The sequence below is a fragment of the Shinella daejeonensis genome, from assembly GCF_024281235.1.
Lineage (GTDB): Bacteria > Pseudomonadota > Alphaproteobacteria > Rhizobiales > Rhizobiaceae > Shinella > Shinella daejeonensis.
This window is the reverse complement of record NZ_JAHWXY010000006.1, coordinates 164,554-177,665: the sequence shown is the minus strand read 5'-3', so window position 1 is coordinate 177,665 and position 13,112 is coordinate 164,554. Positions and strand designations below refer to the sequence as shown.

13 protein-coding genes are annotated in these 13,112 nt (G+C 66.2%); 4 read left to right on the top strand and 9 right to left on the bottom strand.

What is annotated here, in order from left to right; translation table 11 throughout:
- The 3 genes from KYK29_RS15850 to KYK29_RS15840 all read right to left on the bottom strand — a co-directional run.
- Positions 1-2,253: methyl-accepting chemotaxis protein (locus KYK29_RS15850; protein WP_254691875.1), on the bottom strand; the 2,253-nt coding region annotated here is incomplete at its 3' end.
- Positions 2,254-2,539: 286 nt separating this feature from the next.
- Positions 2,540-3,439 carry a ribokinase gene (locus KYK29_RS15845; RefSeq protein ID WP_254691874.1) on the bottom strand — a complete coding sequence of 300 codons (900 nt, stop codon included), beginning with the start codon at positions 3,437-3,439 and terminating at the stop codon, positions 2,540-2,542.
- A 43-nt stretch (positions 3,440-3,482) separates the two neighbouring features.
- Positions 3,483-4,685, bottom strand: coding sequence for a DNA recombination protein RmuC (locus KYK29_RS15840; RefSeq protein WP_254691873.1), 1,203 nt, complete (start codon positions 4,683-4,685; stop codon positions 3,483-3,485).
- A gap of 234 nt (positions 4,686-4,919) precedes the next feature.
- Between KYK29_RS15840 and def the strand changes: the two genes are divergently transcribed.
- From def to truA, 3 genes are read left to right on the top strand one after another with little or no spacing between them, the layout of a single operon-like run.
- A complete protein-coding gene (gene def, locus KYK29_RS15835) occupies positions 4,920-5,444 on the top strand; it encodes a peptide deformylase (protein WP_254691872.1) in 525 nt (174 codons plus the stop codon).
- A gap of 46 nt (positions 5,445-5,490) precedes the next feature.
- Positions 5,491-6,435 (top strand): methionyl-tRNA formyltransferase, encoded by a 945-nt coding sequence (gene fmt / locus KYK29_RS15830; protein ID WP_254691871.1) that lies wholly within the window; start codon positions 5,491-5,493, stop codon positions 6,433-6,435.
- Positions 6,435-7,178 carry a tRNA pseudouridine(38-40) synthase TruA gene (gene truA, locus KYK29_RS15825; protein WP_254691870.1) on the top strand — a complete coding sequence of 248 codons (744 nt, stop codon included), beginning with the start codon at positions 6,435-6,437 and terminating at the stop codon, positions 7,176-7,178. Before fmt ends, truA begins: the two co-directional genes overlap by 1 nt.
- 53 nt (positions 7,179-7,231) lie before the next feature.
- Here truA and KYK29_RS15820 read toward each other — a convergent pair whose 3' ends face one another.
- The 4 genes from KYK29_RS15820 to dapD form a co-directional block, all read right to left on the bottom strand.
- Positions 7,232-7,831, bottom strand: a complete 600-nt coding sequence (locus tag KYK29_RS15820) for a hypothetical protein (protein ID WP_254691869.1) — start codon at positions 7,829-7,831, stop codon at positions 7,232-7,234.
- On the bottom strand, positions 7,818-9,011 hold the full coding sequence (gene dapE / locus KYK29_RS15815) for a succinyl-diaminopimelate desuccinylase (RefSeq protein WP_254691868.1): 1,194 nt from the start codon (positions 9,009-9,011) through the stop codon (positions 7,818-7,820). The genes KYK29_RS15820 and dapE overlap by 14 nt, the downstream gene beginning before the upstream one ends.
- A gap of 78 nt (positions 9,012-9,089) precedes the next feature.
- Complete coding sequence (locus tag KYK29_RS15810) at positions 9,090-9,494, bottom strand: DUF805 domain-containing protein (RefSeq protein ID WP_254691867.1); 405 nt, start codon at positions 9,492-9,494, stop codon at positions 9,090-9,092.
- A gap of 5 nt (positions 9,495-9,499) precedes the next feature.
- Positions 9,500-10,360, bottom strand: a complete 861-nt coding sequence (gene dapD, locus KYK29_RS15805; protein ID WP_254691866.1) for a 2,3,4,5-tetrahydropyridine-2,6-dicarboxylate N-succinyltransferase — start codon at positions 10,358-10,360, stop codon at positions 9,500-9,502.
- A 168-nt stretch (positions 10,361-10,528) separates the two neighbouring features.
- Between dapD and KYK29_RS15800 the strand changes: the two genes are divergently transcribed.
- Complete coding sequence (locus tag KYK29_RS15800) at positions 10,529-11,431, top strand: LOG family protein (protein WP_254691865.1); 903 nt, start codon at positions 10,529-10,531, stop codon at positions 11,429-11,431.
- Positions 11,432-11,489: 58 nt separating this feature from the next.
- On the opposite strand, the gene KYK29_RS15795 is transcribed toward KYK29_RS15800, so the two are convergent.
- Complete coding sequence (locus KYK29_RS15795; RefSeq protein WP_254691864.1) at positions 11,490-12,197, bottom strand: EF-hand domain-containing protein; 708 nt, start codon at positions 12,195-12,197, stop codon at positions 11,490-11,492.
- Between the two features lie 139 nt (positions 12,198-12,336).
- Positions 12,337-13,032 (bottom strand): pyrimidine 5'-nucleotidase, encoded by a 696-nt coding sequence (locus tag KYK29_RS15790; protein ID WP_254691863.1) that lies wholly within the window; start codon positions 13,030-13,032, stop codon positions 12,337-12,339.
- Positions 13,033-13,112: the final 80 nt, after the last annotated feature.

Below are 13,112 nucleotides of genomic sequence, written 5' to 3'. Positions count from 1 at the left end.
GGCCGGCGGGTTGCGCGCCGGCTGCGGCGCGGCGCGCGGGGGCTCGGTCCGGCGTGCGGCCTGCTGCGGCTCGGCCCTGCCGGCCTGGAAGCGGGAGACCAGCGATTTCAGCACTTGCGCTTCGTCGTTCAGCGTCAGGCTGGCGGCCGTCGTCTCTTCCACCATGGCGGCGTTCTGCTGCGTGACCTGGTCCATCTGGTTGACGGCGGCGTTGATCTCGCGCAGGCCGACGGCCTGTTCGGAGGCGGAGCCGGAGATCTGATGGATAAGGCTGTTGATCTGCACCACCTGCTCGGAGATCTTCTCCAGCGCGCTGCCGGCGCGCCCGACGAGATCGACGCCTTCGCGGACCTGCACCTCGGAGGTGTTGATCAGCGTCTTGATCTCCTTGGCGGCATTGGCCGAGCGCTGGGCGAGTTCACGCACCTCCTGCGCCACGACGGCGAAGCCCTTGCCGGCCTCGCCGGCGCGTGCCGCCTCGACGCCCGCGTTAAGGGCGAGAAGGTTGGTCTGGAAGGCGATCTCGTCGATCACGCCGATGATACGGTTCACTTCCAGCGAAGATTGCGCGATGCCGCGCATCGCGTCGATCGCCTTCTGCACCACCTCGCCGGACTGTTCGGCATCGTCGCTGGCCGTCGCCACCGATTTCGCGGCGACGCGGGCGTTCTCGGCGCTGGAATTGACCTGTGACGTCAGTTCGTCGAGTGCCGCGGCGGTTTCCTCCAGCGAGGCCGCCTGCTGTTCGGTCCGGTGGGACAGGTCGGCCGCCCCGCGCGAGATTTCGCCCGTGCCGCCCCCGATACTGGCGACGGACGCATTGACGGTCTGGATCGTCTCTTCGAGGCTGCCGATCGCCGAATTGAAATCGGTCTTCAGCTTGCCGTATTCGCCCGGGAAATCGCCGTCGAGCCGGAACGTCAGGTCACCGGCCGAAAGCTGGGCGAGGCCGTCGCCGAGACGCGCGACGATGTCGCGTTGCAGCGCTGCCGTTTCCGCCCGTTCGGCTTCCGCGCGGCCGCGTTCGGTTTCCGTCATCTGGCGATGGCTTTCCGCCTCGGCCGCCAGCCGTCCGGTGTCGGCAAGCTGGTGGCGGAAGTTTTCGAGCGCCCGGGCGACCGATCCGGTCTCGTCCTGCCGGTCCTGCCCGGCGATCGGCTGCGTATAGACGCCTTCGCTCAGCGTCCCGACGTCGGCGACGAGGCTGCCGAGCGGCCTCTGGACGAAGGTCCGGACCGCCAGATAGAGTCCGGCGAGTACGGCAGCCAGGACGATGAGCCCGCCAAGGATCATCATGTAGGTCTGGTCGGCGATCGGGGCGTTGATCGCGCTGTGCGGCACGTCGACGAGGACGGCCCAGCTGGTGTTGATGGCCGGCATGGTGAAGGGATAGACGACGCGATCGAAGGCGGGAAGGTCGTCATAGGCGAGATCGCGGATATGGGTGGGCTTGCCGGAAGCAAGCGCCTGGGTGATCAGTTCCGCGCCGGCGCCGTCGTAATCGCTCATCAGCAGGTCGGGCCGGGGAGCGACGAGCCATTTTCCCGTCTGCGAGACGAGCATGACGCGGCCGTCGCCAAAGGGTTTCAGCTTGCCGACGGCCTCGGCAAGGGTCGACAGCGACACGTCGACGCCGGTCACGCCGATCTGTTTTCCGCCCGAGACGACGGGAAAGCCGATGGAGGCCATGGTGAAGCCCTGGCCGGTCGAGACTTCCTGATAGGGCTGGCTCATCGCGCCCTTGCCGCTGCGGGCGGCCAGTGCATACCATTCGGCCTCATAGTCGGAGGGGAATGTCGAGAGCTGGATGCCGTCGGCGCGCTTGGTCCAATAGGGGTTCAGCGAGCCGTCGGTGTGCGTGCCGGTTTGAAGATCGCCGGCCAGCTCGCGCGACTGGCCGTCGAAGGCGTTCGGTTCCTCGGCAAACCAGCTGCCGAGCGCATGCTCGTTCTTCTCCGCGTTCGCCTTGAGGATCGCGACGAGTTCGCGGCGGTCCATATGGCCGCCGGCATGGCCCTCCGCGATGACGCCGGACATGGCGCGCGCCGCGCTGGCCAGTTCGCCGATGTTTCCGGCGATGTCGGCGGCGATGGCCCGGGCCTGCGTATCGGCTTCGGAATAGACGAGCTGGGCGACACGGTCCCGCGTCTGCGAAATGAGAACGATATTGGACGCCAGCATCACGAGGGCGATGGTGCCGCCGGTGACGGCTATGAGTTTGGTCGCAAGGGACCGGGGCTTGAAGATGGACATGGCAGCCTCTGGAGTATGACCGTCGGCACGCTTCGCGGCCGAAGGAACGTGTTCTTATGGGGGGCGGTCTCCATCATGGAGGCAAGGGCGCGCGACCCGCGCCGGGACGGTCCTCCCGAAACCGTGGGGACGGGCCGGCCGCATTCATAGGCGGCGGAGTCTTAATAAAGCCCCAAATGCCGCCGCTGCCGGTGGCTGCAACCGGCTGATTCGGCAGGTTTTGTGCGATTTCACCCCATGATTGCAAGGGTGGGGGAGCGTCCGCTTCCGAGGGTTGAAAGCGCGGTCAGCTCCGGGCTTCGACGGCGGCGGCGAAGGGGATGGAGGGCTGTGCGCCCGGCTTCAGGCAGGCAAGCGATCCCGCGACGGCGGCCCGGCGCAGCGCACGCTCGAAATCGTGGCCGGCATCGAGAGAGGCGGCAAGATAGCCGCAGAACGTGTCGCCCGCGCCGACGGTGTCGACGGGGGTGATCTTCAGCCCCTTGGCGCGATAGACCTCGCTCTTGCGGATGGCGATGACCCCTTCCGCGCCAAGCGTCACGATAAGGGTCTGGCCCGTCTTCGCATGCAGCGCGCGCATCTCCTCCTCCCGCTCCGTCGCCGATAGCTTCTCCCGGTCGATGAAAAGCTCGAACTCGGTCTCATTGGCGATAAGAACGTCGGCCATGCCGCCGATGCGCTTCACCTCGGGCGTGAGCGGCGCGGTATTGACGATGGAGATGACGCCCTTCGCCCGGGCCGTCACGAGCGCCGCTTCGACGGCCGGCGCGGGGATCTCGAACTGCAACAGCAGGTAATCGCCGCGCTGCATGGCGCCCACCGTTCTTTTGGCGTCTTCCGGCGTGACGATGCCGTTGGCGCCGGGCACCACGACGATGACGTTCTCGCCATCGGAGGTCACGAGAATATGCGCAGTGCCGGTGGCTTCGGCCGCGATGCGCACGTCGGAGAGATCGACCGCCGCATCCGCGAGAAGGGCGAGCGCCTGGGTGGCGAGCGCGTCGTCGCCCACGGCCCCGGCCATGCGCACCGAAGCGCCGGCGCGGCGGGCGGCCAGCGCCTGGTTGGCTCCCTTGCCGCCGGCTGCGGTGGTGAAGCTGATGCCGGTGACCGTCTCTCCCGGCTTCGGCAGCCGGTGGGTGGTTGCGGTCAGATCGATATTGATGGAACCGAGAACTGTGATCATCGCGGCGCGCTCCCCTGTTGCTGCCGGACACTGCCCGAGACGGTCAGTCCTCGTCAACCACCCTGAGCCGCAGCTGGCCGGTCCGCGTCTCCACCGTCCGGTCCTCCGGCGGTGACGGCGTCTGCTCGGCGGAAGCCTTGAACTCCAGCTCGCCGATGCGTTCGCCGCGCCGCACCAGCTTGTCCGTCGACGTCAGGATCTGATCGACGTCCTTCTGCGCTGCGGCAAAATGGCCGTGCAGCTTGCGCACCCGCTCGTCGAGCCGCATGAGGTCGTCCATCAGTCGCGCCACTTCCCCCTGGATGACGTGCGCCTGCTCGCGCATGTGCTGATCCTTGAGGAGCCCTTGCAGCACCTGCACGGAAAGCATCAGCAGGGAGGGCGAGACGATGACGATGCGCGCGCGATGGGCGCGCTGGACCACCGCCTCGAACGTCTCGTGAATGCCGGCGAAGATCGATTCCGACGGCACGAAGAGAAACGCCGTATCCTGCGCCGCGCCGGGAAGGAGATATTTCTGTGCGATATCGCGGATATGGGTTTCCATGTCGCGGCGGAATTGCTGGCCGGCTATCCGGGCCGCTTCGGGGCTTGGGGCGTCCGTATGGGCGCTCCAGGCCTCCAGCGGGAACTTCGCGTCGATGACCAGCGGCGGCTGGCCGTTCGGCATGCGGATCGTGCAGTCCGGTCGCGTGCCATTCGGAAACTGCGGCTGGAATTCATAGGCGCCCGGCGGCAGGGCGTCGGCGATGATCGCTTCCATCCGCGATTGGCCGAAGGCCCCGCGCGTCTGCTTGTTGGACAGGATCGCCTGGAGCCCCACGACGTCGCGCGCCAGCGACTGGATGTTCGACTGGGCGCTGTCGATGACCGCCAGACGTTCCTGGAGCCGCCGCAGGTTCTCATGGGTGGAGCGGGTCTGTTCCGATATCGACTGGCCGAGGCGCTGGGTCAGCCCGTCGAGCCGCACCTGGATCGCCTGGTTGGTTTCCGCCTGCCGCCTGCCGAACACCTCGGTCATGGCGGCGACCCGTCCCTGCATTTCGCTTTGCGCGTCCAGCAGGGCGGCGACATGCCGGTCGGTTGCGGCGGCGGCCTCCCGCTGTCGCGCCGCCATGCGCCGCGCCAGCACGAGCGTCGTCACGAAAAGCACGGCCGCGATGAGCAGGACCAGAATGGGTCCGGTCCCGCCGAATCGGTTGACGAGGGCGGAAAGGGCGATATCGAGCGTCGGATCCACTTGCATCGGCAAACCATAACACGCTTTAACAGGAAGAGTAGATCATAACGTGAACAAAATGCCCGGCACCTGCCTTTGAACCGTTGCCCGATCCCGGGCAAGCCGATTGAAAGCGCGCACGAACCGCGCTAGAGCAGATCGCGAAAGGCAGAGGCCGCCTCCGGCGTCCGGACCTGCCGGAAACGAGAAGACAGGCGTTTTTGCGATTTCGACGAAAGCGAAAATGCTTTAAGGAAGCGCATGACCATCAAGCCGCTGATAATCCTCCCCGACCCGGTCCTCCGCCAGGTTTCGAACAGCATCGAGACCGTTGACGACGAGGTGCGCCGGCTCGCCGACGACATGCTCGAGACCATGTATGACGCGCCGGGCATCGGGCTTGCCGCGATCCAGGTCGGCGTTGCGCGCCGCATGCTGGTGCTCGACGTCAGCCGGGACGACGAGGACAAGACGCCGCTTGTCTTCATCAATCCCGAGATCGTCGCCTCTTCCGATGAACGGTCGGTCTATGAGGAAGGGTGCCTCTCCATTCCCGATTATTACGCCGAGGTCGAGCGGCCGGCGAAGATCACCGTCAGATATGTCGATCGCGACGGCAAGCAGCAGGAGAAGGAGGTCGACGGCCTGCTCGCCACCTGCGTGCAGCATGAAATCGATCATCTGAACGGCGTTCTCTTCATCGACCATATCTCGAAGCTCAAGCGCGAGATGGTGATCCGCAAGTTCACCAAGGCTGCGCGGTTGCGGGGCAGCAAGGCGCTCTGAGGCGCGCTGCGCCCATTCCGGGCAATCCACTCACCGGAGGCTATTCATGGCCCTTCGCATCATCTTCATGGGCACGCCGGATTTTTCCGTTCCGACGCTGACGGCGCTGGCTGAAGCAGGCCACGAGATCGCCGCCGTCTATTCCCAGCCGCCCCGCCCGGCGGGCCGGCGCGGGCTGGAACTGGTGAAGTCGCCGGTGCATCAGGCCGCCGAGCGGCTCGGCCTTCCGGTTTTCACGCCGGTCGATTTCCGTGCCGAGGCGGATCGTGCGGCGTTCCGCGCGCATGGCGCGGATGTCGCCGTCGTCGTCGCCTACGGCCTTTTGCTGCCGGAGGCGATCCTGACGGGCACGCGGCTCGGTTGCTACAACGGCCATGCCTCGCTTCTGCCGCGCTGGCGGGGTGCCGCGCCGATCCAGCGGGCGATCATGGCCGGAGACCGGGAAACCGGGATGATGGTCATGAAGATGGACAGGGGACTGGATACCGGCCCGGTCGCATTGACCCGGCGCGTGGCGATCGGCGAGACGATGACCGCCGGCCAGTTGCACGACGCCCTGATGCAGGCGGGCGGTGCGCTGATGGTCGAGGCCATGGCGCGGCTGGAAGCCGGCGAACTGACGCTGACGCCGCAGCGCGAAGACGGGGTGCTCTACGCCGCCAAGATCGACAAGGCGGAAACGCGTATCGATTTTTCCCGGAGCGGGCGGGAGGTGCATGATCACATCCGCGGCCTTTCTCCTTTTCCCGGCGCATGGTTCGAGCTTCCGGTGGGCGACAGAACGGAGCGGGTCAAGGTGCTCGCCAGCGCGCCGGCCGGTGACGCCCCGGGCCGGGCTGCGGGCGTCGTCGTCGACGAGCGGCTTGCGGTCGCCTGCGGCGACGGTGCGGCCGTGCGGTTCATCCGCATGCAGAAGGCCGGCGGCAAGCCGCTCGACGCATCCGAGTTTCTGCGTGGCACGCCGGTTGCCGCCGGGACGGTGCTTGCCTGATGCCGCGCTACCGTCTCACCCTCGAATATGACGGTACGCCCTATGTGGGCTGGCAGCGGCAGGAAAACGGTCCTTCCGTGCAGAGCGCCGTCGAGGCGGCGATCCTCTCGCTGACCGGCGAGACGGTCAAAGTCCGGGGCGCCGGGCGGACCGATTCCGGCGTGCACGCCCTGGGGCAGGTCGCCCATGTCGACCTTTCCCGCTCGTGGAAGGCGTTCACGCTCCGCAACGCCCTCAATGCCTATCTGGGGCAGGCGGGCGAGCGCATCGCCATTCTCGACGCGGTCGAAGCGCCTGACGACTTCGACGCCCGTTTCTCCGCCCTAGGGCGTCACTATCTCTACCGTATCATTTCCCGCCGCCCGCCGCTGGCGCTGGAGGCCGGGCGCGCCTGGCACGTGACGAAGCCGCTCGACCACGAGGTCATGCATTCCGCCGGCCAGGTCCTCGTCGGAAAGCACGATTTCTCGACGTTTCGCGCCGCGCAATGCCAGGCCAACAGTCCGGTGCGCACCATCGACCGGCTGGCGGTGACCCGCAGCGGCGCGTGTATCGAGATCCGGGTCTCCGCCCGCAGCTTCCTGCACAATCAGATCCGCTCCTTCGCCGGAACACTGAAGCTCGCCGGAGAAGGCAAGTGGAGCGTCGAGGATGTCCGCGCGGCGCTGGAAGCGCGCGACCGCCGCGCCTGCGGGCCTGTCGCGCCGCCCGAGGGTCTCTATTTCCTCGCGGTCGATTACTGAGGCGAAGCGGAGCGCGCGCGCCTGCTCTCTCCTATCGCTTGCAGCGAATGCGCCTATCCGGCCGGTATCGTTCCCAGAAGCCGTTGCAGCCCGTCGCCGGCCAGCATCGGCGGCAGCACGTAGATCGCGGTCATCGCGGCGGCGAGCAGGGCCTGCTGCCCGACGCACATCCGGATAAGCCTGAACTGCAACACCACGGTCGCGCCGAAGATCGCATAGAGCAGCAGCCCGGCGAAGGGGGCGCTGTCGGGAAGCAGCAGCGTCATCGCGAAGGGGATGGCGGCGGCATAGGCGAAGGGCACGGCGATCCAGTTGCTGGCCGTCAGCACCGCTGCCAGCTGTCTTGCAAAGCCGAGCGGCCGGGCGAGAAGCAGAAGAAGGACGATCGGCAGGAGCCAGCCCGCCGCATCGATGAAAAGCATGCGCAGGAAGAAGCCCGGCCCGGCGGAGGTGCCCGTCGGCATGTTGGCGAGATAATAGAGCCGCCAGGACGCCCAGATCACGGCGAAGGCGGGCAGGCACCAGACGAAGGCCCAGAAGGAGCGCATCAGGCCGCGCACGGTAAGATCGAGCCAGCGGAAGCCTTCCGGCTTGTTGCGAAGCAGGAGCCAGAGGCCGGTCTGATAGTGGAGGACCTCGTCAATCCCGGGCATCGCCGAACCAGCGCTCGATGAAGGTCTCGTAGATCGCCGTCAGGGTCTCGAGATCGGCGATCGCCACCCGTTCGTCCACCATATGCATGGTCTTGCCGACGAGGCCGAACTCGACGACCGGGCAATGATCCTTGATGAAGCGGGCGTCCGAGGTGCCGCCGGTGGTCGAAAGCGCAGGCGTGCGGCCGGTGACGGCCGAGACGGCGGAGGAAAGCGAGGCGATCAGCCGTTCGTCATGGGTCAGGAAGACATGGCTCGGCCGTCCGATCCATTCGATATCGTAACGCAGCGGCGGGCGGCCCGGCCGCAGGGTCTCGTCGCTTGCGGCCGCGTCGAGCCGTCGCAGGATCTCGGCCGTCACGCTGTCGGCCGTCCAGCTATCGTTGAAGCGGATGTTGAAGCGCGCGCTTGCCTCCGCCGGAACGACGTTGGTTGCGGGATTGCCCACGTCGATCGTCGTGACCTCCAGGTTGGAGGGCTGGAAATCCGCCGTACCGGTGTCGAAGGGCGGATGCATCAGCGCGGCTGCCAGCGCGACGACGCCGCGCACGGGATTGTCGGCCAGATGCGGGTAGGCGGCGTGGCCCTGCACGCCGTGAACCGTGATGGTGCCGGACAGGGAGCCGCGCCGGCCGATCTTGATCATGTCGCCGAGCGTGTCCGGATTGGTCGGCTCGCCGACGAGGCAGGCGTCCCAGCGCTCGCCGCGCGCGGCGGCCCATTCGAGCAGCTTGATCGTGCCGTTGATGGCCGGTCCCTCCTCGTCGCCGGTGATGAGGAAGGAAAGCGAGCCCTTCGGCGGGCCCCGTCTTTCGATATGGCGGGCGACGGCCGCCACGAAGCAGGCGATGCCGCCCTTCATGTCGACGGCGCCCCGTCCATACATCTCCCCGTCGGCGACGGCGGCGGAAAAGGGGCCATGCGTCCAGGCCGCCTCGTTGCCGGTCGGCACGACGTCCGTATGGCCGGCGAACATCAGGTGCGGGCCTTCCGCGCCGAGGCGGGCGTAGAGATTTTCCACGTCCGGCGTGTCGCTGTCGCGCGCCGTCATGCGCTCGACCGCAAAGCCGAGCGGCGCCAGCATCGCGGCAAGCGCCGAAAGCGCGCCGCCTTCTGCGGGCGTGACGGAGGGGCAACGGATCAGGGTGGCGAGATTGGCGGTCGGATCGGTGACGGTCATGGCGAAAAGCTGCGGCAACTCGGGGCGGGAGAAAGGCGATGGACGGATGCGCAGTCTTAGCCGATCCCCCCGATCCTGTCACGCATCGCGACGGTCGGCAGAACGGGGCCGGTTGGCGCGGGGACCGTAATCGTTGGGGCCTGTTGCGCCGGGCAGCAGCATGAAGGCGAGAAGGGCGATGATGGAGATCACGGGGATGAACAGGCAGATGACCAGCGCCGCCGGCAGGCTGAGGTCGTGCAGCCGCTTGACCGTCAGCATGAGCGACGAAACGGTCGACACGATCGCGCCGGCCAGGAAGACGGTGGACCAGAACAGCAGCGATGGATGGTCCTGCGGCAGCATGGCGAGGCGGGAGAGCGCCGCGGAAAGCAGCATCAGCCAGAAAAGCCACCCGAGCGCATAGGGCGCCCGGCCGATCCGGCCGGACCAGCCGAAGAAGAACCAGCCGAAACCGGGCCGCGCTTCCTCGGCCGTCGCCATCGCGATCAGTCCCTGAGCAGTTCGTTGATGCCGGTCTTGGCGCGGGTCTTCTCGTCCACGCGCTTGACGATCACGGCGCAATAGAGATGCGGCGTCGGCAGGCCGTTCGGCATGGTGGGATTGCCCGACGGCATGGAGCCGGCGACGACCACGGAATAGGGCGGCACTTCGCCGTAGGTGATCTCTCCGGTTGCCCGGTCGACGATCTTCGTCGACTTGCCGATGAATACGCCCATGCCGAGGACGGAGCCCTCGCGCACGATGCAGCCTTCCACGACTTCCGAGCGTGCGCCGATGAAGCAGTTGTCCTCGATGATCGTCGGGCCGGCCTGCATGGGCTCCAGCACGCCGCCGATGCCGACGCCGCCGGAAAGATGCACGTTCCTGCCGATCTGCGCGCAGGAGCCCACCGTCGCCCAGGTGTCGACCATCGTGCCCTCGCCGACATGGGCGCCGAGATTGACGAAGGACGGCATGAGAACCGCGCCGGGCGCGATATAGGCGGAATGGCGGACCACGCAATTCGGCACGGCGCGGAAGCCGGCCCTTTCGAATTCGTTGATGCTCCAGCCGTCGAACTTGGAGGGCACCTTGTCCCACCAAGCCGACTGGCCGGGACCGCCCTTGACGATTTCCATGGGGTTCAGGCGGAAGGAAAGGAGCACGGCCTTCTTCAGCCACTGGTTGACCGTCCAGTTGCCGTCGGCCCCGCGCTCGGCGACGCGCGCCTTGCCGCTGTCGAGCAGGTTCAAAGAGGCCTCGACCGCCTGGCGGACCTCGCCGCGCGTCGATGTGCTGATGCTGTCGCGTTCCTCGAAAGCGCGTTCGATTGTGGCGGAGAGGGTGGAGAGATCGGGCGTGCTCATCGGAATTCCTTAAACTTCGACACTTACTTTCGGTGTCGGGATGCCGGAAGGTCGATTTCATCGAACTGCGAACTGCTCTAGAGCAAGTGGCGGGAAAGATGAAGCCCTTTCGGGCGGATCATGGTTCGCGACCTTGGCGCGAAATGGAAAGGCAGGACAGGAAAAGACATGGCAAGACTGAAGAAGAAGAATCTCCGCCGCAGGGACGGCGTCTGGGACCCATTGGCCGACAGCGCGCAGGACAAGCGCCGCGCCCTGGCGATCCCGCAGACGCCGCAGTCGGCCGATCCCGCCTATCGGCTCGCCTATATCGACGACGATTTCCTGTGTCGCGAGGAACTGCGGCCGGTGCGCCTTCAGCTGGAACTGCTGAAGGTGGAAATGATGCTTGCCGAGCGCGGTATCAAGTCGACCGTCGTGATGTTCGGCGGCGCGCGCATCCCCGCGCCCGGCACGGCGGCCTGGGCGGCCCGCAACGAGACGCAGCGCGTCAATCTGGAAGCCGCCTCGGTCTATTACGACGAGGCCCGCAAGTTCGCCCGGCTCTGCTCGGAGCGCTCGGCGGAATTCGGTTTCAAGGAATATGTCGTGGTCACCGGCGGCGGCCCGGGCGTCATGGAGGCGGGAAACCGCGGTGCTGCCGATGTCGGCGCACCGTCGATCGGTCTCAACGTCGTCCTGCCGCACGAACAGGCGCCCAATGCCTATGTGACGCCGGAACTCAGCTTCAATTTCCACTATTTCGCCATCCGCAAGATGCATTTCCTGCTGCGCGCCAAGGCCATCACGGTGTTTCCGGGCGGCTTCGGAACGCTCGACGAACTGTTCGAAACGGTGACGCTGATGCAGACCGGGCGCATGGCGCTGGTGCCGCTGATCCTGTTCGGCAAGGCGTTCTGGCACAAGATCATCGATTTCCAGGCGCTGGCCGATTTCGGCACCATCGCGCCGGGCGACGTGGACCTGCTGCAATTCGTGGAGACGGCCGAGGAGGCCTGGGACATCATCGTCCGCTTCTACGAGAAGCTGGAGGCGGAACAGGCCGCAGCCAGTGCGCTGCCGGAAGGCTGAGACGGATATGCCCCGGCGGATATGCGCCGGGGCATCACCTGACGGGGCAGACGGGGGCTTACTTGCCGCGCTTGCCCATCTCGTCGGCGGAGATGAAGCCGTCGCCGTTGGCGTCGAGCCGCTTGAACATTTTCTCCGCGCCCTGCGTGAATTCCACCAGGGAGACCTTGCCGTCGCCATCGGTGTCCGCGCGCTTCAGCATCCGGCCGGCGTGATGCGCCCGGTCCTTGCCCTTGCCCTTGCGGCCCTTCCAGTCCTTGCCCTTGCGGGCGTCGGCCTGATCGATGGCGCCGTCCTTGTTGCTGTCGTGGCGCTCGAAGATCTTTTCCGCCGCCGCCAGAACTTCCGCTTCGCTCAAGGTTCCGCTCTTGTCCGTATCGGTGCGGTCGAACATGCGGCCGGTGCCGGGCAGCATGAAGGGGCCGGAGGTGCGCAACGCCTCACGCGCGGCAGCCTTGTCGGCGTCATCCGCCTTGCGAAGGGTCTTGCGGGCGTCCTTGAACGCCGTGTGACGGGCCTCGATTTCGCTCTTGGTCACCGTGCCGTCACCATCGGCATCGAAGGCCTTGAAGGCCGCCGATGCGCCGGCCTTGAACTCGTCGAGCGTGACCTTGCCGTCCTTGTTGGTATCCATGCGGGTGATCGTCCGGTCGCCGTGCATGGCGCGCCGGCCCTCTCCCTTGGTGTCGGCAAAGGCCGGAGCCGTATAGCCTGCAAGAAGAAGTCCCGCCGTTACGGCCCCGAGAAGAGCAGCTTTTCCTGCCATGATCGTTCCTTTCATCCATCGTCGTCCCTGAAAGGCAGGATAGGGAGAAAGGCGGTCGGCACCAGTTACAAATTCGTAATTCAGTCCTGTGGCGGAGTCGTGTCGGGAACGGGTCTTCTTTGTGTCCGGATCAGGCCTGCTAGAGCAGCGCTTTCAGGAAGCCGAGGAGATCGGAGGTGGCATAATCGATATGCCGGTCCTCGTCGGAGGGTTTCTCCCAGGCGTCGGCAAATTCGGGATGGCCGTCGCGCGGCGTCAGAAGCACCGTCTTCATGCCGAGCTTCTTCGGCACGAGCAGATTGCGGGGCAGGTCCTCGAACATGACGGCGTGCTGCGTGTCGACCCGGTGCAGCGACATGAACTTGTCATAGGTCGTATCGGCGGGCTTCGGCACGTAATCCGCAGCCACGATGTCGAAGATGTCGTCGAAATGGTCGAGAATGCCGAGCGCCCGGGCGGCTTGCTCGGCGTGTTTGACGCTGCCGTTGGTGAAGATGAACTTGCGGCCGGGCAATGTCCTGATCGCCTCGCCAAGCTCGAGGTCCGGCGAGAGCACGGCATAATCGATGGCGTGGGCCTTCTCGAGGAAATCGAGCGGGTCGATGCCGTAATGCAGCATCAGGCCCTGCAACGTCGTTCCATGATCGCGATAATAACGCTTCTGCAAGGCCCGCGCCTCGTCGCGCGGCAGATCGAGCAGCGCGGAGACATAGGCCGTCATGTTGCGGTCGATCTGCGCGAAGAGGTCGACGTGATGCGGATAGAGCGTATTGTCCAGGTCGAAGACCCAGTCGCGTATCGTGGCGAAATCGGTTTTTATCGGCAGGTCGGTCATGGCCGTCTTATGGCATGGGCGGCGCGATAGGCAAACGGAATTCTCTGTCCGGCCCTCCCGGCGGTGGATTTGACATGGCG

Coding starts and splice junctions, on each gene's coding strand:
- KYK29_RS15845 (WP_254691874.1), bottom strand. CDS start 3,439: ATGATCACAGTTCTCGGTTCCATCAATATCGATCTGACCGCAACCACC.
- KYK29_RS15840 (WP_254691873.1), bottom strand. CDS start 4,685: ATGCAAGTGGATCCGACGCTCGATATCGCCCTTTCCGCCCTCGTCAAC.
- def (WP_254691872.1), top strand. CDS start 4,920: ATGACCATCAAGCCGCTGATAATCCTCCCCGACCCGGTCCTCCGCCAG.
- fmt (WP_254691871.1), top strand. CDS start 5,491: ATGGCCCTTCGCATCATCTTCATGGGCACGCCGGATTTTTCCGTTCCG.
- truA (WP_254691870.1), top strand. CDS start 6,435: ATGCCGCGCTACCGTCTCACCCTCGAATATGACGGTACGCCCTATGTG.
- KYK29_RS15820 (WP_254691869.1), bottom strand. CDS start 7,831: ATGCCCGGGATTGACGAGGTCCTCCACTATCAGACCGGCCTCTGGCTC.
- dapE (WP_254691868.1), bottom strand. CDS start 9,011: ATGACCGTCACCGATCCGACCGCCAATCTCGCCACCCTGATCCGTTGC.
- KYK29_RS15810 (WP_254691867.1), bottom strand. CDS start 9,494: ATGGCGACGGCCGAGGAAGCGCGGCCCGGTTTCGGCTGGTTCTTCTTC.
- dapD (WP_254691866.1), bottom strand. CDS start 10,360: ATGAGCACGCCCGATCTCTCCACCCTCTCCGCCACAATCGAACGCGCT.
- KYK29_RS15800 (WP_254691865.1), top strand. CDS start 10,529: ATGGCAAGACTGAAGAAGAAGAATCTCCGCCGCAGGGACGGCGTCTGG.
- KYK29_RS15795 (WP_254691864.1), bottom strand. CDS start 12,197: ATGGCAGGAAAAGCTGCTCTTCTCGGGGCCGTAACGGCGGGACTTCTT.
- KYK29_RS15790 (WP_254691863.1), bottom strand. CDS start 13,032: ATGACCGACCTGCCGATAAAAACCGATTTCGCCACGATACGCGACTGG.